The sequence below is a fragment of the Ilumatobacter nonamiensis YM16-303 genome (genome assembly GCF_000350145.1).
Taxonomy (GTDB): Bacteria; Actinomycetota; Acidimicrobiia; order Acidimicrobiales; family Ilumatobacteraceae; genus Ilumatobacter_A; species Ilumatobacter_A nonamiensis.
Genome location: NZ_BAOL01000025.1, coordinates 1 through 25178 on the forward strand (window position 1 = coordinate 1; position 25178 = coordinate 25178).

At 67.8% G+C, this 25178-nt stretch carries 21 protein-coding genes; 16 read left to right on the top strand and 5 right to left on the bottom strand.

Annotated features, from left to right (window positions below; all coding sequences use genetic code 11):
• The first annotated feature begins 99 nt into the window (after window positions 1-99).
• Both ON45_RS03545 and ON45_RS03550 read left to right on the top strand, forming a co-directional pair.
• Window positions 100-3423 (top strand): transglutaminase family protein, encoded by a 3324-nt coding sequence (locus ON45_RS03545; protein WP_040492008.1) that lies wholly within the window; start codon window positions 100-102, stop codon window positions 3421-3423.
• 9 nt (window positions 3424-3432) lie between these two features.
• Window positions 3433-4539 (top strand): zinc-binding metallopeptidase family protein, encoded by a 1107-nt coding sequence (locus ON45_RS03550; protein ID WP_040492010.1) that lies wholly within the window; start codon window positions 3433-3435, stop codon window positions 4537-4539.
• Here ON45_RS03550 and ON45_RS03555 read toward each other — a convergent pair.
• Together ON45_RS03555 and lysS are read right to left on the bottom strand one after the other, a co-directional pair.
• Window positions 4511-5473, bottom strand: a complete 963-nt coding sequence (locus ON45_RS03555; RefSeq protein ID WP_040492012.1) for a DapH/DapD/GlmU-related protein — start codon at window positions 5471-5473, stop codon at window positions 4511-4513. The two genes, ON45_RS03550 and ON45_RS03555, sit on opposite strands and share 29 nt — an antisense overlap.
• Before the next feature lie 29 nt (window positions 5474-5502).
• Window positions 5503-7023 (bottom strand): lysine--tRNA ligase, encoded by a 1521-nt coding sequence (gene lysS, locus ON45_RS03560; RefSeq protein WP_241432143.1) that lies wholly within the window; start codon window positions 7021-7023, stop codon window positions 5503-5505.
• Between the two features lie 72 nt (window positions 7024-7095).
• Between lysS and ON45_RS03565 the strand changes: the two genes are divergently transcribed.
• Complete coding sequence (locus ON45_RS03565; RefSeq protein ID WP_040492014.1) at window positions 7096-8487, top strand: dihydrolipoyl dehydrogenase family protein; 1392 nt, start codon at window positions 7096-7098, stop codon at window positions 8485-8487.
• Window positions 8488-9104: 617 nt separating this feature from the next.
• On the opposite strand, the gene ON45_RS03570 is transcribed toward ON45_RS03565, so the two are convergent.
• On the bottom strand, window positions 9105-10880 hold the full coding sequence (locus ON45_RS03570) for an acetyl/propionyl/methylcrotonyl-CoA carboxylase subunit alpha (RefSeq protein ID WP_040492046.1): 1776 nt from the start codon (window positions 10878-10880) through the stop codon (window positions 9105-9107).
• Window positions 10881-10899: 19 nt separating this feature from the next.
• On the opposite strand from ON45_RS03570, the gene ON45_RS03575 reads away from it, so the two are divergent.
• The 13 genes from ON45_RS03575 to ON45_RS03635 are packed head-to-tail and all read left to right on the top strand — an operon-like array spanning window position 10900 to window position 23045.
• Window positions 10900-11619 (top strand): biotin--[acetyl-CoA-carboxylase] ligase, encoded by a 720-nt coding sequence (locus ON45_RS03575; RefSeq protein WP_051062385.1) that lies wholly within the window; start codon window positions 10900-10902, stop codon window positions 11617-11619.
• Between the two features lie 52 nt (window positions 11620-11671).
• Window positions 11672-12706 carry an LCP family protein gene (locus tag ON45_RS03580; RefSeq protein ID WP_040492015.1) on the top strand — a complete coding sequence of 345 codons (1035 nt, stop codon included), beginning with the start codon at window positions 11672-11674 and terminating at the stop codon, window positions 12704-12706.
• Between the two features lie 46 nt (window positions 12707-12752).
• On the top strand, window positions 12753-13628 hold the full coding sequence (gene rfbA, locus ON45_RS03585; RefSeq protein ID WP_040492050.1) for a glucose-1-phosphate thymidylyltransferase RfbA: 876 nt from the start codon (window positions 12753-12755) through the stop codon (window positions 13626-13628).
• The gene (gene rfbC / locus ON45_RS03590; protein ID WP_040492017.1) at window positions 13625-14203 is read left to right on the top strand and encodes a dTDP-4-dehydrorhamnose 3,5-epimerase; all 579 of its coding nucleotides are present in this window, start codon (window positions 13625-13627) and stop codon (window positions 14201-14203) included. Before rfbA ends, rfbC begins: the two co-directional genes overlap by 4 nt.
• Window positions 14200-15165 (top strand): dTDP-glucose 4,6-dehydratase, encoded by a 966-nt coding sequence (gene rfbB / locus ON45_RS03595; RefSeq protein WP_040492019.1) that lies wholly within the window; start codon window positions 14200-14202, stop codon window positions 15163-15165. Before rfbC ends, rfbB begins: the two co-directional genes overlap by 4 nt.
• A gap of 4 nt (window positions 15166-15169) precedes the next feature.
• Window positions 15170-16021, top strand: a complete 852-nt coding sequence (gene rfbD, locus ON45_RS03600; RefSeq protein ID WP_040492021.1) for a dTDP-4-dehydrorhamnose reductase — start codon at window positions 15170-15172, stop codon at window positions 16019-16021.
• Window positions 16022-16027: 6 nt separating this feature from the next.
• The gene (locus ON45_RS03605; protein ID WP_040492022.1) at window positions 16028-16591 is read left to right on the top strand and encodes a mismatch-specific DNA-glycosylase; all 564 of its coding nucleotides are present in this window, start codon (window positions 16028-16030) and stop codon (window positions 16589-16591) included.
• A 42-nt stretch (window positions 16592-16633) separates the two neighbouring features.
• On the top strand, window positions 16634-17758 hold the full coding sequence (locus tag ON45_RS03610; RefSeq protein WP_040492024.1) for a glycosyltransferase family 4 protein: 1125 nt from the start codon (window positions 16634-16636) through the stop codon (window positions 17756-17758).
• On the top strand, window positions 17755-18873 hold the full coding sequence (locus ON45_RS03615) for a glycosyltransferase family 4 protein (protein WP_051062387.1): 1119 nt from the start codon (window positions 17755-17757) through the stop codon (window positions 18871-18873). Before ON45_RS03610 ends, ON45_RS03615 begins: the two co-directional genes overlap by 4 nt.
• The gene (locus ON45_RS03620; protein WP_051062388.1) at window positions 18870-20186 is read left to right on the top strand and encodes a glycosyltransferase family 4 protein; all 1317 of its coding nucleotides are present in this window, start codon (window positions 18870-18872) and stop codon (window positions 20184-20186) included. Before ON45_RS03615 ends, ON45_RS03620 begins: the two co-directional genes overlap by 4 nt.
• Window positions 20187-20197: 11 nt before the next feature.
• Complete coding sequence (locus ON45_RS03625) at window positions 20198-21094, top strand: hypothetical protein (RefSeq protein ID WP_040492026.1); 897 nt, start codon at window positions 20198-20200, stop codon at window positions 21092-21094.
• Window positions 21094-22104, top strand: coding sequence for a nucleotidyltransferase family protein (locus ON45_RS03630; RefSeq protein WP_040492028.1), 1011 nt, complete (start codon window positions 21094-21096; stop codon window positions 22102-22104). The genes ON45_RS03625 and ON45_RS03630 overlap by 1 nt, the downstream gene beginning before the upstream one ends.
• Before the next feature lie 26 nt (window positions 22105-22130).
• Entirely contained in the window at window positions 22131-23045 is a 915-nt protein-coding gene (locus tag ON45_RS03635) for an NAD-dependent epimerase/dehydratase family protein (RefSeq protein ID WP_040492029.1), read from the top strand.
• Here the strand turns inward: ON45_RS03635 and cofD are convergent.
• Both cofD and ON45_RS03645 read right to left on the bottom strand, forming a co-directional pair.
• Window positions 23010-24041, bottom strand: coding sequence for a 2-phospho-L-lactate transferase (gene cofD, locus ON45_RS03640; protein ID WP_241432144.1), 1032 nt, complete (start codon window positions 24039-24041; stop codon window positions 23010-23012). The two genes, ON45_RS03635 and cofD, sit on opposite strands and share 36 nt — an antisense overlap.
• A complete protein-coding gene (locus ON45_RS03645) occupies window positions 24038-25144 on the bottom strand; it encodes a glycosyltransferase family 4 protein (protein ID WP_040492030.1) in 1107 nt (368 codons plus the stop codon). Before ON45_RS03645 ends, cofD begins: the two co-directional genes overlap by 4 nt.
• Window positions 25145-25178: the final 34 nt, after the last annotated feature.

Consider the following 25178-nt stretch of genomic DNA (forward strand, 5'->3'; position numbering starts at 1 on the left):
GCCCATCCGGTGTCAGGCACCCGATGAGGCGATCACCACGATCACTCCCCAGTTCCCTCATCGGGTGCCTGACACCGATGAGGCCGAAAGGAAACTCACATGGGAATCCATGTCGCCATCGAACACCGCACGGTCTACAAGTTCGACCGGACCACCACGATCCATCCGCACATCTTCCGGCTGCGACCGGCCCCGCACTCGCGCACGCCGATCCTCTCCTACAGCCTGAAGGTGTCGCCGAAGGATCACTTCCTGAACTGGCAGCAGGATCCGTTCGGCAACTACCTCGCGCGGCTCGTGTTCAACGAACCGTCCGACCACCTGGACATCACCGTCGACCTCGTTGCCGACATGACCGCGATCAACCCGTTCGACTTCTTCGTCGAGGAGTCGGCCGAGAAGTATCCGTTCGTCTACGACCCGCAGACGGCCCGCGACCTGGATGCGTACCTCCGGCCCGCTCACCATGCAGGTCCGTTGATGAAGAAGTGGCTCGACGGCATCGATCGCTCGAAGCGGATCAGGATCCAGGACTTCCTCGTCGGGCTCAATCAGCGGCTCTACGAGGACATCGCCTACTCGGTACGGATGGAGCCCGGTGTCCAGACTCCCGAGCAGACGTTCGAACGCGGGATCGGATCGTGTCGTGACACCGGGTGGCTGCTCGTGGAGGCTCTGCGCCACCTCGGGCTCGCGGCACGGTTCGTGTCCGGCTACCTCGTGCAGCTGACGAGTGATCAGCCCGCGCTCGACGGTCCCGGTGGTCCCGACGCCGACTTCACCGACCTCCACGCGTGGGCCGAGGTGTACGTGCCCGGCGCCGGCTGGATCGGGATGGACCCCACCTCCGGGTTGTTCGTCGGCGAGGGCCACATCCCGCTGGCGTGCACGCCGCACCCGATCTCCGCGGCACCGATCACCGGAGCGACGAGCAAGACCGAGGTCGAGTTCGAGTTCGCCAACGTCGTGCGCCGCGTCCGGGAGGACCCTCGGGTGACGTTGCCGTACACCGCAGAGCAGTGGACCGCCATCGATGCGCTCGGCGAGCAGGTCGACGAACGACTCGATGCGGGCGACGTCCGCCTCACGATGGGCGGCGAGCCGACGTTCGTGTCGATCGACGACATGGACGGCGACGAGTGGAACATCAGCGCCGACAGCCCGGCCAAGCGCGCCCTCGCGCACGACCTCACCGAGCGTCTGCGTGATCGGTTCGCGGTCGGAGGCGTCGTCCAGTACGGCCAGGGCAAGTGGTATCCCGGCGAACCGCTGCCACGGTGGCAGATCGGCATCGTGTGGCGCCGTGACGGCGAGCCGCTCTGGAACGACCCGACGCTGCTGGCCGATCCCTCGTCACCCGGCACCTCCACGAACGCTGACGCGGAGGCGGTGATGGCCGGCATCGCCCGACGATTCGGTCTCGGTGAGGCCGACGTGCTGTCCGCCTTCGAGGACCCGATCGACCAGGTCTGGAACGAGGCGCGGCTGCCCGCAGGCGAGCCGCCCGAGGTCGACGTCACCGATGACGAGGCCGACGCGATCGCCGAACCGGACGCGCGGCGAGAGCTGCTCGAGCGGCTCAGTGGCCCCGTCGCCGAACCAGCGGGCTACGTGCTGCCGATGCATCCGTCGGACGACGATGACGGTTGGGAGAGCACCCGATGGACGCTGCGACGCGGACGGCTGTATCTCACACCGGGCGACTCACCGATCGGGCTCCGCCTGCCGATCGACTCGCTCACCTGGGTTCCGTTCCCGTCGCCGTTCCAACGTTCGCCCTTCGAGACGCGCGGGGCGCTTCCCGTTCCCGGCGTGACGCCCGACCCGGTGCGTTCCGATCGCCGCGACTTCACCGACGTGAGCGCGGTCGACCCCGCGTCGCCGTCGGCGCTCGCCGTCGAAACCCGCGACGGGCACGTGCGGGTCTTCCTCCCGCCGTTGGAGGAGGCGGAGCGCGCCGTCGAGCTGTTGAGCGTGATTGAGTCGGTGGCCGCCGAGCTCGAGATCCCGGTGGTGATCGAGGGGTACGCGATCCCGCGTGACCCGCGCTTCGACATGCTGATGGTCACCCCCGACCCCGGGGTCATCGAGGTCAACGTGCAGCCGACCGGCAACTGGGCCGACCTGCGCACGGTCGTCGAGACAATCTACGAAGAGGCGCGTCTGTCCCGGCTGGGGACCGAGAAGTTCGCGCTCGACGGGAGCCATACGGGTACCGGTGGCGGCAACCACGTCACGCTGGGCGGGGTGACGCCGGCGGACAGCCCGCTGCTCCGTCGACCCGATCTGTTGCGCAGCATGGTCACCTATTGGCAGCATCATCCGTCGCTGTCGTTCTTGTTCTCCGGGCAGTTCATCGGCCCGACCAGCCAGGCGCCGCGCGTCGACGAAGGTCGTGCCGACACGCTGTACGAACTCGAGATCGCGTTCGCGGAACTCGAGCGCGCGACCGGCGACGACGGAACGGCTCCGCCGTGGATCGTCGACCGCCTGCTCCGCCACCTGCTCGTCGACCTGACCGGCAACACCCACCGGTCCGAGTTCTGCATCGACAAGCTGTTCAGCCCCGACTCCGAACGTGGGCGACTCGGAATCCTCGAATTGCGTGCGTTCGAGATGCCACCCCACGCCCAGATGGCGCTCGTGCAGGCACTGCTCGTGCGGTCGCTCGTCGCCCGGTTCTGGGAGGAGCCGTACAGCGGCCCGCTCGTCCGGTGGGACACCGAGTTGTCCGACCGGTTCATGCTCCCGCACTTCGTGCGCTCCGACATCCACGATGTCGTCGCCGACCTGCAGGCGCACGGCATCGACTTCCAGGCGTCGTGGCTCGAGCCGTTCCTCGAGTTCCGCTTCCCCTTGATCGGTGAGGCGGTCATCGATGACGTCCGCCTCGAGGTCCGGCGGGCGATCGAGCCCTGGCACGTGCTGGGCGAGGAGGCGTCGGGCAGCGGGACCGCTCGATACGTCGACTCGTCGGTCGAGCGACTCCAGGTGCAGGTCGACGGCGTCAACCCCGAACGTCATGTGGTGACCTGCAACGGGGTCCCGCTTCCGTTGCGCGCGTCGGCGACGGCGGGAACGAGTGTCGCGGGCGTCCGCTTCAAAGCGTGGGCACCGTGGTCGGCGCTGCACCCGACGATCGACAAGACCGGGCCGTTGGCGTTCGATGTGGTCGATCGTTGGACACGGCGTTCCCTGGGCGGAGCGACCTATCACGTGGTGCATCCGGGTGGACTCGGATACGAGTCGTTCCCCGTCAACGCCACGGAGGCCGAGACGCGACGCGGCAGCCGATTCGAACGTCGCGGGCACACGCCGGGAACCGTCGACGTCTCGGCGATCGACGAACTCGCGGTGCAGATCCCGGTCGAGCATCCTCGGACGCTCGACCTGCGCCGTTTCGCCGGGTTCCTCGACGGGTAGCGTCCGCTGATGCAGCCCTTCAACTGCGCCGTCTGCGGCCAGATCGTCTTCTTCGACAACTCGACGTGCCTTCGTTGCAGCTCGCCGCTCGGGTATCTCCGCTCCGAACGGGCGCTCGTCGCCCTGGAAACGCCCGAGGGCGAGGACGATGCGACGGCGATGATCACGGCGGCGGCGATGGAGCGGGCCGACCGTCCCGGCCGAACGTACCGGCGGTGTGCGAATCAGATCATCGCGCGATGCAATTGGCTCCTGACCGAGGACGACGAGGGCGAACTGTGCGCCAGCTGTCGCCTCACCGCGGTGCGGCCGAACGACGACGAGGTCGACGCGCTCGAGGCGTTCGCCGACGCCGAGCAGGCGAAACGGCGGCTGTTGCATCAGCTCGACATCATCGGTCTGCCGGTGGTCGGGCGGGACGAGGACGAAGAGCGCGGTGTCGCGTTCGAGTTCCTGTCGTCGCGCAATCAGCAGGTGATGACCGGACACGACGGCGGCGTGATCACCCTCGACCTGTCCGAGTCCGACGACGCGCACCGCGAGTTCGTCCGCCAACAGATGGGCGAGGCGTACCGCACGGTGCTCGGCCACCTGCGCCACGAGATCGGTCACTACTACTGGCCGCGTCTGGTCGTCGACGCCGACCGCGTCGAGGGGTTCCGCGAGCTGTTCGGGGACGAGACGATCTCGTACCAGGACGCGCTCGATCAGCACTACGCCGATGGCGACGCCTCGACATCCTGGGTCGACAGCTACGTCAGCGAGTACGCCACGATGCACCCGTGGGAGGACTGGGCGGAGACGTTCGCCCACTATCTCCACATCCGTGCGGGTCTCCACACGGCGAAGGCCTACGGCATCACGATCGGCGAACCGGCCGTGACCGCGGCGCGGGAGACCTACACCCCGGACGTGGGAGTGGACGTCGGGCCGACCGTGCAGGCATGGCTCGGGCTGACGCTCGGCCTCAATGCGATGTCACGGTCGATCGGTGAAGGCGACCTGTATCCGTTCGTGTTGTCGACCGACGTGATCGCGAAACTCGATTTCGTCCACCGCTGTGTGACCGCGGGAACCGAAGCGCCGGCTACTGACCGGAGTGCAGCTCGGAGTTGAGTTCGCCCCACGACTTGGCGCGCGGTCGGGCGATGACCTGACCGGTTTGTCCATCGCGGATGAACAGCAACCCGCCCATCCCGGAGATCTCGCGACCGCGCTTCACCCCGTCCGGCGTCATGACGGGTGTGGATGCCGTGACGTAGAGGCCGGCTTCGACGGCACAGTCGTCGCCGAGGCTGATGCCCACGCCGGCGTTCGCACCCAGCAGACACCGCTCGCCGATGGAGATGACCTCGGTCCCACCGCCGGACAGCGAACCCATGACCGACGCGCCGCCACCGATGTCGGAGCCGTTGCCGACGACCACACCCGCCGAGATCCGACCCTCCACCATCGAGGTGCCGAGTGTGCCGGCGTTGAAGTTGCAGAAGCCTTCGTGCATCACGGTGGTGCCCTCGGCCAGGTGCGCGCCGAGCCGGACGCGGTCGGCGTCGGCGATGCGGACGCCGGACGGAATGACGTAGTCGGTCATCCGTGGGAACTTGTCGAGACCGTGCACGCTCAGAACCCGCACCGGCGAGTCGGTCGCCTGCTTGACGGCGAGGCGGACGTCGTCGAGGTCACCGATCGCGACCGGGCCCAGGTTCGTCCACGCCACGTTGTTGAGTGCACCGAACGTGCCGTCCATCTCGATCGAGCGGGGAGCGGCGAGGCGGTGCGAGAGCAGATGGAGGCGGAGATACGCGTCCTCCGCTGACGCGGGGGCTTCGTCGACGTCGACCGAGATCCGGACCGGACGAATCGTCACCTTCCGGAGTTCGTCGACCGTGTCGCGCCGTCCGAGCCCGTTCTCGATCTCGTCGGCGATGCCCTTCGCGACCATTTCGGTGTTGCCGAATTCGCCCCATCCGAGCCAGCGGTACCAGGTGTCGAGGGTCGACCCGTTCGAGTCGACCGTTGCGAGGCCAGCGCCCCACGCCATGCGTGTCATCGTCAATCAGTCCTTCGGTTGCGGTTGGGTCAGTTTGCTTCGGGTCGGAGCGTCGGGAAGAGGATCACTTCCTTGATCGAATCCGCGCCGGCGAGCAGCATCGCGAGGCGATCGATCCCGATCCCGAGGCCACCCGTGGGAGGCATGCCGTACTCGAGTGCTCGAAGATAGTCCTCGTCGAGGCTTCCGGCCTCGGCGTCGCCCGCTTCCTTCGCGGCCTGTTCTTCCTCGAATCGCAGGCGCTGTTCGACCGGGTCGTTCAGCTCGCTGTAGCCGTTGCCGATCTCGCGGCCGTCGACGAAGATCTCGAACCGCTCGGTGAGGTACGGATCGTTGCGGTCGACCCGTGCCAGCGGCGAGATCTCGACCGGGTGTCCGGTCACGAACGTCGGGCGGACGATCGACGATTCGGATGTCTTCTCGAAGAGTTCCTCGATGATCTTGCCGGTGCCCCACCGGTCCTCGACGAAGACGTCGTGGTCGGCGGCGACACGACGCGCATCGAGGAGTGGCATCGACGGATGCAGTTCGACGCCGGTGCCCTCCGACGCGTAGTCGATCATCCGCTTGCGTGGCCAGGATTCGGCGAGATCGACCGATTCACCGCGCACCTCGATCACGGTCGTCCCGAGCGCATCGCGCGCGGCGGTCGTGATCAGTTCCTCGCTGATGTCCATGACCTCGTTCCAGTCGCCGAACGCCTGGTAGAGCTCCATCATCGTGAACTCGGGATTGTGTCGCGTCGACACACCCTCGTTGCGGAACGTGCGCGCGATCTCGTACACCCGCTCCATCCCGCCGACGATCAGTCGCTTCAGGTAGAGCTCGACGGCGATTCGCAGGTAGAGATCCATGTCGAGCGTGTTGTGATGCGTCGTGAACGGCCGGGCGTGAGCGCCACCGACCTCGGGGTGCAGCACTGGGGTCTCGACCTCGATGAACCCGTGCGTCGCCAACGTACGTCGGAAACTGGCGATCGTCTCGTGGCGGATCTCGAAGTTGCGACGCGCCTCTTCGTTGACGATCAGGTCGGCGTAGCGCTGACGGAAACGGGTGTCGACGTCGGCGAGTCCGTGCCACTTGTCGGGCATCGGTCGGATCGCCTTGGAGAGCAGCGCGAGCTCGCTCGGCTTGACCGAGAGTTCGCCCTTGCGAGTGGTCATCACGGTGCCATCGACGCCCAGCCAGTCGCCCAGGTCGAGGGCCTTCGCTGCGGCGAACGCATCGTCGCCCACGACCGCCTTCGAGATGAACAGCTGCACTTCGCCGGAGCGATCCCGGATCGTCGCGAAGACCAGCTTGCCAGAATCCCGTTTGAGCATGATCCGGCCGGCGACCGAGACCGCGTCGTCGGTTTCGACGCCGGGTTCGAGTTCTCCCCACGTCCGGCGGACCTCGGCGAGCGTGTGGGTGCGGTCGAAGCGGTACGGGTAGGGGTTCAGACCCTGCTGGCGCATCTCGTCGAGCAGTCCCAGCCGGCGCGCCTTCTCTGCGGCGAGACCACTCCCGGAGAGTTCGTCGGATTCTGCTGGATCGGGTTCGTCGCTCACGATGGAATGACCGTAGCGATTCACGAGCGACGGCCCACACATCGATTCGGCTCCAACCTCTAGCCTGAGCACGTGCCCGAACGTTTCGTGATCATCGGTGGTGGACCGGCAGGGAATGTCGCCGCCACCTACGCCGCTCGGATGGGAGCGGAGGTGACCGTGATCGAACGTGATGTGATCGGAGGTGCTGCGCACCTCTGGGACTGCATCCCGTCGAAGTCGATGATCGCCACCGGGGGAGCGATGAGCTTCATGCGGCGCTCGGAGGGCATGGGTCTCGAGAACGAGTCCCCGGCGATCGACGTCGGGGCACTGACCTCGCGGATCGAGCGGATCGAGGAGAAGATGAGCGCGAACACGACGCAGCTCCTCAGCAGCCAGGGAATTCGCATGATCTCGGGCAGTGGACGCTTCCTCGACGACCACCATGTCGAGGTCACGACCGAGGACGGAACGACCGAGCAGATCGAGTTCGACTCGGCGCTGGTCTCGACCGGTTCTCGCCCGCGGATCCCGGAGTGGTGTTCGCCCGACGGCGACCGAATCCTCACCACGCGAGACTGTTACCCGCCGAACGTCTTCCCCGACAGCGTGACCGTCGTCGGCTCTGGCGTCACCGGTGTCGAGTTCGTCCACATGTTCTCGTCGTTCGCGTCCGACGTGACGTTGGTCGTCAGCCGCCAGCAGGTGCTGCCAGGAAAGGACCCCGAGGTCGCTGCGGTGCTCGAGGAAGAGTTCATGCGGCGGGGCGTCAAGTTGCTGATGGGCGCACGAGCTCAGGCGATCGAGCGGGTGGACGCCGACGGACAGCCCGACCCGGCCGGCGAGCAGGTCGTCGTGCGCTGCGACGACGGCCGGTCGGTCACGTCATCTCACGCAGTCCTCGCCATCGGATCGATTCCGAACACTGCGGACATCGGCCTCGACGCGGCCGGCGTGAACGTCGACGGTGGCGGATATGTCGAGATCAACCACCACTGTGTCACGAACGTCGGCCACATCTACGCGGCCGGCGACATCAGCGGCAAGCTGCCGCTCTCGTCGGTCGCGTCGGTCCAGGGTCGAAAGGTCGCCGAGCACGTGATGGGCCTGCACACCCGCAGCCATCGCCACCTCGACTACGACAAGGCCGCCTCGGCGATCTTCACCGAGCCCGAGATCGCCGACGTCGGTCTCGCCGAAGCCGAGGCCTTCGCCTCCGGCCGCAAGATCCGGGTCACGAAGGTCCCGTTCTCGGCCACGGCCAAGGCGATGATCAACAACGACACCCGCGGGTTCGTCAAGATCATCTCCGATCCGGCCACCGGCGTCATCCTCGGCGGTTCGATCGTCGGCCGCCACGCCGCCGAGCTGATCTCGGTGATCGCCGTCGCCGTCACCGCCGGCCTCACCGTCACCGACCTCGTCGAGAGCATCCTCGTGCACCCCGCGCTCAGCGAAGCCCTCGCCGAAGCCGCCGAGTAGGCGAGGAGCCTGCGGTCGCCTGTCGATCGACGGTCGCCGCCCCGACCTTCGGTGGGTGATCGACTGAGTCCCGGGGACGAATTCTGCAGAATCGCAACCTGGGTTGCGCTCGGTGCAACCCAGGTTGCGAATCCGTCGAACGATTCACCGGAGGACTCCCGTCGATCGGCTCCCCGGCAACTCTGACGCACCCCGTCGCGATCATCGAGGGATGAAGCCGATCATCGAGGCACCCACGACGGCGTTCGAGCGAGAACTCGCGCATCTGCTCCACGAGATCCTCCGCGAGTCGCCGCGGCGGGGGCTCGCGGCGCTCCGGGTGTTGGACGATCTCTACCTGCCCTGGTTGGAGCGCCGCCTCGTCCATCGGATGCGGGCGGGCGGGCGGCGCGTCGTGGACCGGCATCGGCCGCATCCTCGGTATCAGCCGCCAAGCGGTGCAGAAGCGCTACGACCGACCGGCATCGGTGGAAAGCTTGATGCCGCCAACGCTTCCGGAGAAGGCCTCGGGGCCGTGTCGGGAGCACCGCGAAATCCTCGTCAAGCTGCGCCACCTCCGGGAATTGGAGAGCGCCGACCGGCGCGGCGAGGCGGTTCCGTGGTGAGGCCTACTGCATTTATTCGATGACGGCGAGGATGTCGCCGCCGCCGACGGTGTCTCCGGCGGCGACCTTGATCTCCGTCACGGTGCCCGCCTTCTCGGCGTTGATCTGATTCTCCATCTTCATCGCCTCGAGCACGAGGACGCCGGCCCCGGCCTCCACCTCTTGGCCGACCTCGACGAGGATCTTGACGATCGTGCCCTGCATCGGGGCTTCGATGCTGCCGCTCGCCGCAGCTCCGCCGCCGCTCGACGCGGCGCGCTTCTCACGCTTCTTGGCCGGTGCTGCCGCGCCGCCGGCGACGACGGCCGGCTGCTCCGGAACCCACATCGCCACGTCGAAGCGCTTGCCGTTGACCTCGACGGTCGTGTCGCGACGGACCAGCGGCGGTGCGTCCTCGTCGTCACTCGCGGGCGCGGCGGCCGGTGTGGCCGACACGTCCGACAGATCGAGGGTTTCCTCGACCCACTTCGTCGAGTGGGTGATCGCGGCGAAGTCGGGGTGACGCAGGATCGCGAGGTCTGCGGGGATGGTCGTGGCCACACCTTCGACCACCAGTTCGTCGAGCGCGCGGATGGTGCGCGCGATCGCCACATCGCGATCACGACCCCACACGACGAGCTTGCCCACCAGGTTGTCGTAGTACTGGCTGACCTCGTCGCCGGACATGTAGCCCGTGTCGAAGCGAACGCCGAAGCCGTCCGGCGGGACGAGCGACGTGATCGGGCCCGGTGACGGGAGGAACTTGCCGCCCGCCGGGTCCTCGGCGTTGATGCGGATCTCGATCGAGTGGCCCCGACGTGCCTCGTTGACCTGCTCCTGGGTCATCGGGAGTTCCTCGCCCGCAGCGACACGGATCTGCCACTCCACGAGGTCGATGTCGGTGATCATCTCGGACACGGGGTGTTCGACCTGGAGGCGGGTGTTCATCTCGAGGAAGAAGAACTCGCCGTCCTGATAGATGAACTCGACGGTGCCGGCGCCGTAGTAGCCGACCGCGTTGGCCGCCTTGACCGCGGCTTCACCCATCGCCTCTTCGACGCCCTCGGGCAGTCCGGGTGCAGGAGCTTCCTCGACCAGTTTCTGGTGTCGGCGCTGTGCGGAGCAGTCACGGCTGGAGACCCAGACACAGTTGCCCTGCTTGTCGCCGACGAGTTGGATCTCGACGTGGCGCGGCCACGTGAGGTAGCGCTCGACGTAGACCTCGTCACGGCCGAAGAAGCTCTTGGCCTCGCGTTGGGCCGACGCGAACGCGTCGTCGACCTCCGCGGCGGAGTGGACGATCTTCATCCCGCGTCCACCGCCACCGAACGCGGCCTTGATGACCGCCGGCCAGCCGAACTCGTCGGCGAACGCCCGGACGTCGTCGGGCCCGGTCGCGAACTCGGTCATCCCGGGCACGATCGGCGCTCCTCCGCGGACCGCAGCCTGACGGCTCGACACCTTGTCGGACATCTCGTCCATCGCTTCTGGCGGTGGGCCGATGAACTCGACGCCGAGCGCCGCCACGGCGCGTGCGAAATCGGGGTTCTCGCTGAAGAAGCCGTAGCCCGGGTGTACGGCGTCGGCGCCACTGGTCCGGATCGCGTCGAGCAGCTTGTCCGAGTCGATGTAGCTCTCCGCTGCGGTGGTGCCACCGAGCGCGTAGGCCTCGTCAGCGATGCGTACGTGGAGGGAGTCACGATCGAGTTCGGAATAGACGGCGACCGTCTGGATGCCCATCTCCCGGGCAGCTCGAATGACACGGACGGCGATTTCGCCTCGGTTGGCGATCAGGATCTTCTTGAGCACGAGTGCAAATGTAGGGGCCGTGACCGACTTCGCTGGCATTTGGACGATCGAGCACGTCGCCGAGACGGGAAGTACCAACGCCGACCTGATCGAACGCGCCGACAGCGGAGCGGCCGCGGATCGCACCGTCTTGCGCACCGATCACCAGACTGCGGGCCGCGGACGGCTCGATCGGAGGTGGGACGCACCGCCCGGGACGAACCTGCTCACCTCGATCCTGTTCACCGACCCGCCCTCGGTACCGACGGAGCTTCCGCAGGCCGTCGCAGTGGCCTCACTCACGGCTGTCGAAGAACTTGCCGGCCGGGGTCTCGACGGAAGGCTCGAACTCAAGTGGCCGAACGACCTGTTGCTCGACGGGAGGAAACTGTCGGGTGTCCTGTCCCAGCGAACGGTGTCGGGCGCGGTGGTCGTCGGGATCGGGTTGAACGTGGGGTGGGCACCCGAGGGCGCAGCGTGCCTGCGCGATGACTTGGACCTGGACACGGACCCCGCCACGTTCCTCGAGTGCCTGTTGAGCGCGCTCGACGAGATTCTGGCGAGCGGTGATGTTGTCGCCCGCTACCGGGAGCGCCTGTCGACGTTGGGGCTGGACGTACGCATCGAACTGCCCGGCGGAACGACGCTCACCGCCGTCGCGGTCGACCTGGACGAAGGTGGTCGCCTCATCGTCGAGTCCTCGGAATCCGGTCGGATGACGCTCGATGTCGGTGACATCGTTCACCTCCGCCCAGGATGATGATCTGCTGATTGCCGTGGGGGCGGGGTGAGCGCCGTCTAGCGTTTCGCTCATGCAGATGCGGCACGACGATCTTCCGCGCGCCCGCCCGCGTCGCCGGACGTCCACGCGCCTCGGTGCCCTGTTCGCTGCGATCTTCGCGGTCGTCGGTGCGGCGGGCGTGATCACCGCCGCCGACCGGCAGGTCGAGAACGTCGATCGCATCGAGGACCTCGACGACATTCTGGCCGCCGTGGACGGCCCCGCGGTGAACTACCTCCTGATCGGATCCGACTCCCGCGAAGGGATCGACGGGGAGACCGACGAGACGGCCACGATCGGCAGCGAGACCGACGTCACGGGACGTCGCAGCGACACGATCATGATCCTGCGCCAGGAGGAGGACGGCAACGGTGCCGCGATCCTCAGCCTCAACCGTGACCTGTGGGTGACGATGGCCGACACGGGCCAGCAGGACCGGATCAACTCCGCCTACAACCGCGGCGCCGACGTACTCGCCGCGACGATCACCCAGAACTACGGGATCCCGATCAACCACGTCGTCGACGTGGACTTCACCGGCTTCAAACAGATCGTCGACACCATCGGGGGGACGACGATCTGCTTCGACTACCCGGTCCGCGACGTGAAGAGCGGGCTGAACCAGCCCGCCGGCTGCAACAACCTCACCGGAGACCAGGCCCTGGCCTACGCCCGCAGCCGTACCTACCAGGAGTTCCGCGACGGCGACTGGCAGACCGACGGCACGGCCGACATCGGTCGAGTTCAGCGCCAGCAGCAGTTCATCGCCACCACGGTCAACGAAACGCTGAGCGAACTCCAGGCCGATCCGTTCCTCGCGTCGGACCTGATCAACGCCACGTCCGGCTCGCTTCGGCTCGATCCCAACCTCGACCCGCTGGCCGCTGCCGGCACCCTGCGCAAGGCGTTCGGGACCGGGCTCACCACCTACACCCTGCCGGTGGACGGCGCGACCATCGACGGGAAGTCGGTGCTCGTCGTGCAGCCCACCCGGGAGTCCGAAGACATCCTGAACTACTTCCGCGGGACCGGTCCGCTTCCGCCGACCACGCTCCCGGCCGGCTGAGCGCCGGCCCGGTCTATGGTGACGGCGTGAAGTGCGAGAACAGTCGATGAAGGGAATCGTGCTCGCCGGGGGAACCGGCTCACGGCTCCATCCGGTGACGCTCGGGACCTCGAAGCAGCTGCTTCCGGTCTACGACAAGCCGATGGTCTACTACCCGCTGTCGGTGCAGATGTTGGCCGGCATCAGCGAGGTGCTGATCATCACGACACCGGAGGATGCGGGGTCGTTCCAGCGGCTGCTCGGCGATGGCTCGCAGTGGGGAATGCGGCTGGACTACGCGGTCCAGGAACGTCCTGAAGGACTCGCCCAGGCGTTCCTCATCGGGGCCGACTTCCTCGACGGTGGCGGCGCCTCGCTCGTCCTCGGCGACAACATGTTCTACGGCGCCGGGTTCTCCGACACCGTGGCGGCCGCGTCGGCGCAGGCTTCGGGTGCCACCATTTTCGGGTACCAGGTGAACGATCCCCAGCGCTACGGGATCGTCGAGATCGATGCCGAGGGCATGGCCGTCTCGATCGAGGAGAAGCCGAAGGAACCGCGCAGCAACTGGGCCGTCACCGGTCTGTACTTCTTCGATGACCGCGTCGTCGACGCGGCGCGCGGTGTGACGCCGTCGGCGCGCGGGGAACTGGAGATCACGTCGGTGATCGAGTACTACCTCGAGCGCGGCGACCTCCGGGTCGAGAAACTCAACCGCGGTCATGCCTGGCTCGACACCGGAACCTTCGATTCGATGATCGAGGCGTCGGAGTTCGTCCGCGTGATCCAACACCGCCAGAACCGCCAGATCGCCTGCCTCGAGGAGATCGCCTGGGAGATGGGGTGGATCGACGACGAGACCGTGAGGGCCGCGGGAACGGCGATGGAGAAGAACAGCTACGGCCAGTACCTGCTCGCGTTGGTCGACGGGTTCGGCCGATGAAGCTCGTTCCGACGGCGCTGGGCGACGTGGTCGAGATCCAACCGGTCCGCCACGGTGATGCCCGAGGCTGGTTCAGCGAGGTCTTCACCGCGTCGGCGATGGCGGAGGCGGGGATCGTCCGCCCGTTCATCCAGGACAACGAGTCGTTCTCGGCCGCCGTCGGTACGTTGCGTGGCATCCACTACCAACTGGAGCCGTTCGCACAGGACAAGATCGTGCGGGTCGTGCGCGGGTCGGTGCTCGACGTGGCGGTCGACCTGCGGCGCGGTTCGCCCACGTTCGGCGAGCACGTCACGGTCACGTTGACGGGCGACGCCGGCAATCAGCTGCTCGTCCCGGCAGGTTTCGGACACGGTTTCGTCACCCTCCAACCCGACACTCATGTCGCGTACAAGGTGACCGCTCCGTATGCGCCGGAACGCGAACGTTCGATCCGGTGGGACGATCCGACGCTCAGCATCGATTGGCAGCTCGCCGGAGCCGACCCGATGGTCTCCGAGCGCGACGCCGAAGCGCCGCTGCTCACGGATCAGCCAGACCTCTTCGATCTCCCACGTTCGGAGACTCCTGCATGAAACTGTTCGTCACCGGCGCCGCCGGATTCATCGGCTCGAACTACGTGCGCCACGTGCTGGACTCGACCGACCACGAGGTCACGATCTACGACGCCCTCACGTACGCGGGGAACCTGGCGTCGATCCGCGACGTGCTCGATGACTCGCGATGCGAGTTCGTCCATGCCGACATCTGCGACCGCGACGACGTGGCCACGGCGATGGACGGACACGACGCGGTCGTCCACTTCGCCGCCGAGACGCACGTCGACCGCTCGATCGCCGATGGATCGGCGTTCGTCCGCACCAATTGCGTCGGGACGAACGTGCTGTGCGATGTCGCGAACCAGGTGGGGATCGGCAAGTTCCTGCACATCTCGACCGACGAGGTGTACGGCTCGGTGGAGGAGGGGTCGTCGAAGGAGACGGACCCGCTCGAACCACGCTCGCCCTACTCGGCGGCCAAAGCCGGGTCCGACCTGATCGCCCTCAGCTACCACGTCACCTACGGCTTGCCCGTCGTCGTGACCCGGTGCTCGAACAACTACGGGCCGTACCAGTTCCCCGAGAAGATGATCCCGCTGTTCACGACGAACCTGATCGACGGCCGGCAGGTGCCGCTGTACGGCGACGGACTGAACATCCGGGACTGGATCCACGTCGAGGATCACAACATTGCGGCTCACCTCGTGTTGGAGCAGGGCACGGTCGGCGAGGTGTACAACATCGGCGCCGGCAACGAACTGACGAATGTCGAGCTCACGCATCGCCTGCTCGAACTGTGCGGGCGCGACGAGTCGTTCATCCGCCCGGTCGAGGACCGGAAGGGCCACGACCGGCGCTACTCGGTCGACATCTCGAAGATCACCGATCTCGGATGGTCGCTCTCGCGGAGCTTCGACGACAACCTCGCCACGACGGTCGAGTGGTATCGCGAGAACCGTGAATGGTGGGAACCGCTCAAGGCTCGCGCCGCCCTGTGATGCCGTGAAGTTCCTGGTCACCGGCGCTGCCGGCCAACTCGGTACCGACGTGGTCGCGCACCTCGCCGACACCGACCACGAGGTGGACGGGAGGGACCGAGCGATGCTCGACATCTCCGACGCAACCGCTGTCGACCGCGCGCTCGCCGCCACGAAGCCCGACGTGGTGATCAACGGTGCAGCGTTCACGGCCGTCGATCGTTGCGAGAACGAGGTCGACGTCGCCACGGCCATCAACGAGCACGGTGTCCGGCACCTGGCTCGCGCCTGTGCTCGACACGAGACGCACCTGATCCACATCAGCACCGACTACGTGTTCGACGGCACCCTCGATCGTCCCTACCGGGAGGACGACACGACGAACCCGCAGTCGGTGTACGGACGGACGAAGCTGGCCGGGGAGCGCGCCGCGTTCGACGAGCTGGGCGACGATGCCACGGTGGTGCGCACGTCGTGGGTCTGTGGTGAGCACGGCAACAACATGGTCAAACTCGTGATCCGGCTCGCCGCCGGAGACACCCCGCTCGCGTTCGTCGACGACCAGCGCGGATGTCCGACGTTCACCGCTGATCTTGCGCCGTCACTCGTCGCGCTCGCGGAACAGCGCCCCGGTGGCGTCGTCCACCTGACGAACTCGGGAGCCGTCTCGTGGTACGAGTTCGTTCGCGCGACACTGACCGCTTCCGGGCACGATCCCGATCGAGTTCGGCCGATCTCGACCGCAGAGCTCGATCCACCCCGACCGGCGCCCCGACCCGCGAACAGCGTGCTCGACGACGTGCGCTGGCGTGCGCTCGGTCATCGACCGATGCGGGACTTCCGCGAACCCCTGAGCGAACTCGTCGAGCGCCTGTAGCCGGTCGTGGGTTTCACGCGAGCAGAACTCGAATCGTTCATCGGCGCCACCGTGGACGACCTCGTGGGGCCCGACCTGCGGCTGCTGTTCGTCGGCATCAACCCCGGGCTCTGGACCGCGGCCACACGGACCCACTTCGCCTATCCCGGCAACCGCTTCTATCCGGCGCTGCTGCAGGCCGGGATCATCGAGCGCGAGATCGATCGCGGAACGGGGATGTCCGACGCCGACCGGGCGCACCTGATCGAGCGGGGGATCGGGATCACGAACGTCGCGCATCGGGCGACCGCCAAGGCGTCGGAACTCACGAAACAGGAGCTGATCGACGGCGGCGAAGTCCTGCGCGAGTTCGTGCGGACACATCAGCCGCGGGTCGTGGCCGTCGCCGGCGTCACCGCCTTCCGCACCGCGTTCGGCGAACCGAAGGCCACGATGGGCGAGCAAGCACGCGCCTTCGAGGGAAGTCGGCTCTGGGTCGTGCCGAACCCGAGCGGGTTGAACGCCCACGAGACCGTCGATTCGCTCGCCGACTGGTACGCGGAACCGGCTCGCGCTGCCGGCGTTCTCTGAGAAGCGTCGCGCGAAACGAACCGAGCTGCGAGACTGCGCGCCGTGGATTCGAGTTCGACCGCACCGCTGCGCGTGGCCTACACGCTGGAGCAGTGCTGGCACGACAGTCCCGGTGGTACGGCCATCGCCGCGCTCCGGATCGCTCGGGAGCTGAAGCGAGACCGCGAGCTGGCGGGGGAGATCGACCTCCACCAGGTTGCGGGCAAACATGCCGCCGTGCCACCACCGATCTTTCGCCCGGAGGGTTCGGTCGCCATGCTGCCGCTCGCACGACCACTGCTCTACGAAACGTGGACGCGGTTCAACTGGCCGAAGGTCGAGGCGGTGATCGGGCCGATCGACGTGGCGCACGCGACCGGCCTCATCCCGTGCGGTACCTCTGCTCCGCTCGTGGTGACCGTGCACGACGTGGCGTTCGTCCACAGCCCCGAGAAATTCACGAAGCACGGGGCAAGGTCGATGCAACGCAGCCTGGACGTGATCGAGCGACGGGCGGCACGTGTGCTCTGCCCGAGTCAGGCGACCATTGCCGACTGTCGTGAGCTGGGCTTCTCCGATGAGCAACTGCGGTTCGTCCCACTGGGCGTCGACGTCGTCACCGCCACCGCCGGGGAGGTCGATCACGTCGTTCGCCGCTTCGACCTGCCGGAGCGGTTCGTCCTGTTCGTCGGCACCCTCGAGCCGCGCAAGAATCTGCGCCGCCTGGTCGATGCGATGCGACGAGTCGGTGCAACCACACCGCTCGTCGTCGCCGGTGCCGGTGGCTGGGGCGACGAACGCGAGCGTGTCGACGAGGCGTTGACGGGGGCGCCTGTCGATGTGCGTTTCGTCGGCACCGTGACCGACGCCGAGCTGCGCGGGTTGTACGCGGCGGCAACCGTGTTCGCGTATCCCAGTGAGCGTGAGGGGTTCGGGCTTCCCGTGATCGAGGCGATGGCCCAGGGCACCGCCGTGGTCACCAGTCGCGGCACGTCGACCGAGGAGGTCGCGGCTGGAGCGGCGGTCCTCGCGGACCCGTTCGACGTCGACGACATCGCGCGGGCCGTGCTCGAAGCGCTCGACCGCGCACCGGAGATGGTGGCGGCATCCAGAGCACGTGCCGGCGAACTGTCGTGGACGAACGCCGCGCGCGCGACGGCCGACGTGTATCGGGAGTTGGTCGGATGACGGTCGACGTCGCCGTCAACCTGCTGTGGTGCGTGCCGGGAAAGGTCGGTGGTTCCGAGCAGTACCTCACTCGCCAACTCGACGGCCTGGGCGCCGAGACCACGGAGTTCGCTCCGACGATCTACTGCCTCCCGTCGTTCGTCGACGCCCACCCCGAGTTGACGGCACGGTTCGCGGCGGTCACCGCCTCCATCGACGGCACCGACCGAGCGCGACGTGTCCTCACCGAGCACACGTGGCTCGCGCGGCGGACGAAATCGGCCGACCTGGTGCATCACGGCGGAGGGACGGCGCCGTCGCGCGGTGGTCGTCCGATCGTGCTGACGGTGCACGATCTGCAGTACGAGACGTTCCCGCACTACACCAGCGCCACGAAGCTGCGGTACCTGCGCACGATGATGCCCCGCTCGGTTGCCCGCGCGGCCGTGGTCGCCGTACCGACCGAGTACGTCCGCGGCACGGTGATCGGCCGGTTCGGGCTGGACCCCGAGCGGGTCGTCGTCGTTCCGCACGGTGTCGAACCCGACCTCGGTGAGCGGGCGCGATCCGAACAGGTGCTCCGCCGCGACTACGGGCTCGGTGACGGGCGGGTGCTCGTGCTGCCGGCGATCACGCATCCTCACAAGGGGCATCGCTTCCTGCTCGATGTCCTCGCACGGCACTGGCCGGACCCCGCGCTGCGCCTCGTGTTCCTCGGTGGCCCAGGGGCGGCCGACGCCGACATTCGTCGAGAGGTCGCGCGGCGAGGCCTGGCGGATCGAGTCGTGTTCGCCGGACGCGTCGACGACGCCGATCGCGACGGTTTGATCCGGATCGCCGACGCACTCGTGTTTCCGAGCGAGTACGAGGGTTTCGGAGCGCCCGTCGTCGAGGCGATGGCATTGGACACTCCGGTGATCTGTTCCGACCAGCCGGCGTTGAGCGAGGTCGTCGCCGACGCGGGTCTCGTGCTCGCGCTCGACCACGAGGCGTGGGCGGATGCGCTCGATTTAGTGGCGAGGGACGGCGACGAGATGCGCGCCGCCGGTCGGCGGCGAGCGCAGGACTTCACCGCTCGTACGTCGGGCACGGGACTCGCCGCGGCGTATCGCCGAGCACTCGAGGTGACCGGATGAAGCGGCGGCCCGGCGCAACGGGTTCGGTCGGCATCATCGTTCTCTGCCCGCACTTCGCACCCGACAGTGCGCCGACCGGCACGGTGATGACCCGGATCGTCGCCGAACTGGTCGCGCTCGGCCACCGGGTGCACGTCGTCACGTCGTTGCCGTGGTACCGCTCTCACGCGATCGAACCCGGCTGGACCGGCCGCTGGATCCGCCGGGAGCAGACCGAGTGGGGGTCGATCACCCGGGTCCACCCGTTCCCCGGCGACGACAAGAGCAATCTGCTCCGGCGTGCCGTGGGCTTTGTCGGATACTCGGCGCTGGCCGGCATCCAGGGACTGCGCACCGCCGGTTGGTTCCGACGTGCCGACGTGGTGATCGCGATGTCGCCCCCGCTGACCCTCGGGCTCACCGGGCGGATCGTCGCCACGCTGCGTCGGGCGCCGCTCATCTTCAACATCCAGGACGTGTTTCCCGACGCGGCGATCGAGACGGGCGCGATCACGAATCGTCGCGTCATCAGCGTGGCGGAATGGTTGGAGCGGATCAGCTATCGAGCAGCCGATGCGGTCACGGTGCTCTCGGTCGACCTGGCCGACAACGTCCGCTCCAAGCTTCCCGACCCGCTCCGGGCACGCGTCCACGAGATCCCGAACTTCGTCGACACCGACGTGATCCGACCCCTCGACCGGAACACCGCGTCTCGGAGCGAACTCGACCTCGGAAACGGTCCAGTCGTGCTCTACGGCGGCAACGTCGGGTTCTCGCAGTCGCTCGAGCTGATGGTCGGCGCCGCACGACTGCTCCCCGATGTGATGTTCCTGATCAACGGTGACGGCGCGGCGCGAGCATCACTCGAGGCGTCCGCGGCCGACCTTCCCAACGTCGTCTTCCGCGGGTACGTCGACGAGTCGCGGCTCGGGGAGTTGCTCGCGACGGGCGACATCCACGTCGTGCCGTTGAAGGCGGGCCTCGCGCGGGTCTCCGTACCATCGAAGACCTACTCGATCATGGCCGCCGGGCGGCCGGTCCTCGCAGCGATCGACGCGGGGACGGCCGTGCCGCAGATCCTGGCCGACTCGGGCGGCGGCATCGCCGTGGCCCCCGACGACGTCGACGCATTCGTCGCGGCACTGACCACCCTGCTCGCCGACCCCGAGGCGGCCGTGGCGATGGGCGAGGCCGGCCGCCGATGGGTCGTGGATCACGCCTCGCCGGCGGCGGTCGGGCGTTCCTATGACGCGCTGATCGCCGAACTCGGCTCGGATCGGCGACGCCGACGACCGCGCTGGCGCCGCACCCCGAAATCGGCACCCGACCGCTAGCCTGCCAGGTCGTGGCACCCTCCTCGTCATCCACCAAGAAGGCTGCGCGCCTGGCCCAGAAGGGCAAGGGCCAGAAGGTTCGCTTCCAGAACGGGACGCTGTTTCCGCTGATCGTCGCGCTCGTCGTCGTGCTCGGTTCGGCACTCGTCGTCTACGCCCGCCAGTCCCGGCCCGCGGCCGATGCGTCGGCGCCCACGATCGACGATCACTGGCACCACGCCTACGGTTTCTACATCTGCGACACGTGGATCACACTCGAAGGAGACGGTGAGGCACAGGACGCCGACGGGCGCCCGACCAACGTCGAATACGCACGGACAGGGATCCACAGCCACGACGACGGTCTGATCCACTGGCACGCCTTCTCGTCCGCCTCGGTGGGTCGCAACGCCACCCTCGGTGTCTTCCTCGACGTCTACGACGTGGAGCTGACCAACGACGTCCTGCAGTTCCCCGAGGACCAGCGGGCGCAGTTGCCCGAGGAGTTCCAGGAGACCGGACGCTTCGAGACCGGCGAAACCGAGTGCACCATCGACGGCGAAACCGAGACCGGCCAGCTCCAGGTGACACGGTGGGACAACCTCAGCGACACCGACGACGGAACCACCTTCATCGCAGGATTCGACGACATCGCGCTCAACAAGGACGCGATGGTCGTCTCGATCGCGTTCGTGCCCGACGGAACCGACGTCGGCAAGCCACCGTCGGTCGAGGGATTCGACGAGAACGCCCTCAACGACCAGGCGCAGCAGACCAGCACCGAGCTCTTCCCCGGCGTCGACGTGACGCCCGACGGTGACGTCACGGTCGGCACGCAGTTGATCGAGCAGGAGGACGTCGGCCCGGCGGTGTCGAGCGCGGTCGAGTCCCAGAGCACCGACGCTCCGACCGACGAAGCCGACAGCTGATGCACGCCGTCGTCCTCGTCGGCGGATTCGGCACCCGGCTTCGTCCGCTCACGGAGCAGATCCCGAAACCGATGCTTCCCGTCGGGCACGTCCCGATGATCGTGCGGCTGATCCAACGGCTCGGCCGGGGCGGTGTCACCGATGTGGTGTTGGCGCTCGGGTTCAAGCCGGAGCCGTTCCATGCGGCGTTCCCCGACGACCGGTGCGGTGATGTCAACGTCACGTACGCCGTCGAGCCGGAACCGCTCGACACGGCGGGCGCGATTCGTTTCGCCGCCGACGCCGCCGGGATCGATTCGACGTTCGTGGTCGCCAACGGCGACGTGATGACCGATCTCGACGTGGCCGTGCTCGTCGAGGCGCACCGTGAGGCGGGTGCCGACGCAACGATTCACCTCACCGGCGTCGACGATCCGTCGGCATTCGGCGTCGTCGACCTGGTCGACGCCGTCGGCCGCGCCGGTCGCGTCGATCAGTTCGTCGAGAAGCCGGCACCGGGCACCGAGCCGAGCAACCTGATCAACGCCGGGACCTACGTCTTCGAACCCGGGGTCCTCGACCTGATTCCCGCAGGCGAGCGGGCATCGATCGAACGGGACACGTTCCCCAAGCTGGTCGCTGCGGGGTCGATGTACGGGCTGGCCACCGACGACTACTGGATCGACGCCGGTGTACCCGACCTGTACCGAGCGGCGAACCTCGACCTGTTGGGCGAAGACCGTGTCCACGACGGCTGCGAAGCGATCGCACCCGACGCGCAGGTCGATCCCGGGGCGACGGTCATGAACACGATCGTCGGGCCGGGAGCGGTCGTCGAAGCGGGAACCACCGTGGTCGACACGGTCGTGTTGCCCGGCGCGTTCATCGGCGCTCGTGCGCAGGTCGAATCGTCGCTCGTGATGGGTCGCGTGGAGGCGGACGCGACGGTCATCGAGGCGATCATCGGTGCCGACGGAGTCGTCGCCGAGGGGGACCACGTCGCGTACGACGCGGTCCCGTCACCGGCGTGACCTCGCGGCTCTCGTAGCCTGCAGCCATGAACATCGTGGTGATCGGGGGAGCGGGGTTCATCGGCTCCCACCTCGTCGATCGGCTCCTGGCCGAGGGACACGATGTCGACGTCATCGACGACCTGTCGTCGGGGTCGCTCGCGAATCTCGCCGATGCGCGAACCGCGGGTTCCGCACCGACCGGCGGAGCGTTGAAGATCCACCACATCGACGCCGCCTCGGACGAAGGTGACTCCCTGATCGGGATGCGTCGCCCCGACCTCATCTACCAACTGGCGCTGTTCTCGCGCCGGGACCGTTCACCGCGGTCGCAGGGTCGAGGCTTCGAGGCCGCCCTTGCGACGATGGAGGCCGCGCGGCGGCACACGATTCCGAAGGTGGTGACCACACTCCCGGCGTCGTCGCTCTACGGTCAGCCCGCATCGGCGATCCTTCCCGTGAAGGAGGGTGAGATCTCACCGCGCGGCGTGCGCGGCGTCGTCGCGCGAGCCGTTGTCGACCTGATGTCCACCTATCGGGAGCGCGACATGATCGAGTTCACCGCGCTCGCCGTGTCGTCCGCGTACGGCCCGCGCCAGGCAGCGACCGGGGGAGTCGTGGCTGCATTCCTCGCGGCCCACGAGAACGGCGACGCACCCGAGTTCGACGGCGACGGGCGGCAAACCCGCGATTTCGTGTTCATCGACGACGTCGTCGACGCACTCGTGCGTGCCGGCGAACGGGGGAGCGGGCTCGTGATCAACGTCGGCACCGGCACCCAGACGACCGTTCGTGATCTGTGGAGCGCCATCGATGGAGGCGCCGGTCCGGATCCGGTCATCGGGCGCGAACGCGCCGACGACCTTCCCCGATTCGCGGTGTCACCCGTGCGTGCGCGCATCCATCTCGGATGGTCGCCCTGGACGTCACTGGCCGACGGGCTCGCCCGAACCCGCCACTGACGCAAGGGTCACCTCGGCGAGGTTCCTGGCGATCGCGGGTGTCGACATCACCGTCGGCGTGATCACGCAGCGCATCCCGGTCTGTTCGACGGCGTCGGCCAGGTGGGCATCGACCGGATCGATCACGAGGACCGAAGCGATGTCGGAGTAGAGCCGTGCCACGCCGACCACGCTCGCGTCGTGTCCGAGTTCGACGAGCATGCGGTCGGCGGGCCCCTTCAGCGCCGCCCCGCCCACGATCGGGGACACCGCGACCACGTCATCGCGGCGTCCGCCGAGCAGTTCGTCGACGCCGTCGAGCGAACGAAGGGGACCGATCGAGACCAGCGGGTTCGACGGAGCGATCACGATCGTGGCCGCGCGCTCGAGCGTCGCGCGGGCCGTGGGCGCGAGTTCGGCGTCGCCGTCGAACCGAACCGCCGACACGGGGACGGAGTGACGCAGGCGGACGAAGTAGTCCTGGAACGACACGTCGGCAGGGCCACCGACGGCGTCGTCGCGATCGGGGTCGTCGGCGACCGTGACGATCGTCGAGCGACGCTGATCCGACATCGGGAGCAGCTGGATCGGTACCGCCCACGCTCGCCGGATCTCGTCGGTGACCTCGGTGAGCGTGGCTCCCTCGCGCAAGCGTGCGGTGCGGTAGAAGTGCGTCGCCAGATCCTGATCGCCGAGATTGAACCACTGTGCGGCCGCCCGTGACCCTTCGGGGCGGATCGCCGCGTACCGGTCGAGCGCGCTCATCGCCCGCCACGACTCGTCGATCAGACCCCAGCCACGTTCGGGGTCGATCGCGTCGGCCAGGGTGTAGGTGATCGTGTCGAGGTCGGGCGAGATGGACAGCCCGTGGAGTTCGGTGTCGTCGCCGGTGTTGACCACCGCGGCCAGTCGTGACGGGTCGACGGCCGCGAGGAGGCCGCGCAGCATTCGCGCCGCCCCGACGCCGCCCGAGATGACGGCGATGCGATCGTCGGCCGGAGGTGGTGGAGCATTCACGTTTCGTTCTCCGTGGCGAGTCGTCGGTACAGGTCGGTCAGCCGCTCGGCGGTGCGATCCCAGGAGAACCGCTCGGCGTTGGCGTGGCCGCGGGTGATCAACTCCTCGCGTTTGGCGTCGCTGCTGATCGCCCAGAACAGGTTCGCGGCGAGGGCCGCGTCGTCGAGCGGAAGGCTGAGCAGAGCCCCTGCTCCGGCGACCTCGGGGATCGACCCGGCGGAGCTTGCGACGACGGGAGTGCCGGCCTGTTGGGCCTCGAGGATCGGGAAGCCGAAGCCTTCGTCGAGCGACGGATACGCCAGTGTCACGGCGCGGTCGAGCAACCAGCGTTTCACCGGTTCGGTGACCGTCGGGTGGCGCACCACACGCTTGCGCGTCGCGGGCGTGAGCCCCTCGATCGCCTTCGCGAGCGCAGCCGAGTCGTCTCCGTCGCGGCCGGCGATGCGGAGTTGCACGGCCGGGTGCTCCTCCGCGAGGCGAGCGAACGCGGCGATGAGGGTCGGCAGGTTCTTGCGCCGCTCGACGGTTCCGAGCGCGAGGATGAACGGTGCGTCCGGGTCGCCGAGCGCGGGGGCGCTGCGGCGTTCGTCGGCATCGTGTGGGGGAGGTCCGAGATGGACGGTGTGGACCGAGGGTGCATCGAGGAGTTCACGGACCCGTTCGGTCGTCGCATCCGACGACGTGACGACCTGCGCGCCGTCGGCGATGGAGCGGCGCAGCACAGCGCCTGCTCGCGCGACGTCGGGGTGAGCGTCGTCGGGATGGTCGAGGAACCAGCAGTCGTAGACGCTCACGAGCCGTGGGGCGCTGGTCGGCGGGACGACGTAGTTCGTGCCGTGGACGACATCGGGACGGCCGAGGAAGCGATCCATCCGGGGGACGTTGCTCCGGGCCCATGTGCGGTGCGCCAGCGCGGCAGGAATGGGTAGCCGACGTTCACCGGTTCCGAGCTTCGCCCGCATCGAGGTGACGTACGGCAGCAGTTCGAGGTCGTCGTCGGTCCGGCTCGTCCGGCGAAGCGCTTCGATCGTCCACGCCACGGCGTTGCCGATGCCGGTGCGGGCGCCGTGCAAGGGGCCTGCGTCGATTGCGACCTGCACCATCGAGCGCAGCGTATCGACGCGCCGAGCCCCGTTC

Excerpts from the sequence above, each read along its gene's own strand:
- rfbA (WP_040492050.1), top strand. The coding sequence starts at position 12,753 with ATGAAGGGAATCGTGCTCGCCGGGGGAACCGGCTCACGGCTCCATCCG.
- ON45_RS03550 (WP_040492010.1), top strand. The coding sequence starts at position 3,433 with ATGCAGCCCTTCAACTGCGCCGTCTGCGGCCAGATCGTCTTCTTCGAC.
- ON45_RS03635 (WP_040492029.1), top strand. The coding sequence starts at position 22,131 with ATGAACATCGTGGTGATCGGGGGAGCGGGGTTCATCGGCTCCCACCTC.
- ON45_RS03630 (WP_040492028.1), top strand. The coding sequence starts at position 21,094 with ATGCACGCCGTCGTCCTCGTCGGCGGATTCGGCACCCGGCTTCGTCCG.
- rfbC (WP_040492017.1), top strand. The coding sequence starts at position 13,625 with ATGAAGCTCGTTCCGACGGCGCTGGGCGACGTGGTCGAGATCCAACCG.
- ON45_RS03620 (WP_051062388.1), top strand. The coding sequence starts at position 18,870 with ATGAAGCGGCGGCCCGGCGCAACGGGTTCGGTCGGCATCATCGTTCTC.
- ON45_RS03555 (WP_040492012.1), bottom strand. The coding sequence starts at position 5,473 with ATGACACGCATGGCGTGGGGCGCTGGCCTCGCAACGGTCGACTCGAAC.
- ON45_RS03615 (WP_051062387.1), top strand. The coding sequence starts at position 17,755 with ATGACGGTCGACGTCGCCGTCAACCTGCTGTGGTGCGTGCCGGGAAAG.
- rfbB (WP_040492019.1), top strand. The coding sequence starts at position 14,200 with ATGAAACTGTTCGTCACCGGCGCCGCCGGATTCATCGGCTCGAACTAC.
- ON45_RS03580 (WP_040492015.1), top strand. The coding sequence starts at position 11,672 with ATGCAGATGCGGCACGACGATCTTCCGCGCGCCCGCCCGCGTCGCCGG.
- ON45_RS03645 (WP_040492030.1), bottom strand. The coding sequence starts at position 25,144 with ATGGTGCAGGTCGCAATCGACGCAGGCCCCTTGCACGGCGCCCGCACC.
- ON45_RS03545 (WP_040492008.1), top strand. The coding sequence starts at position 100 with ATGGGAATCCATGTCGCCATCGAACACCGCACGGTCTACAAGTTCGAC.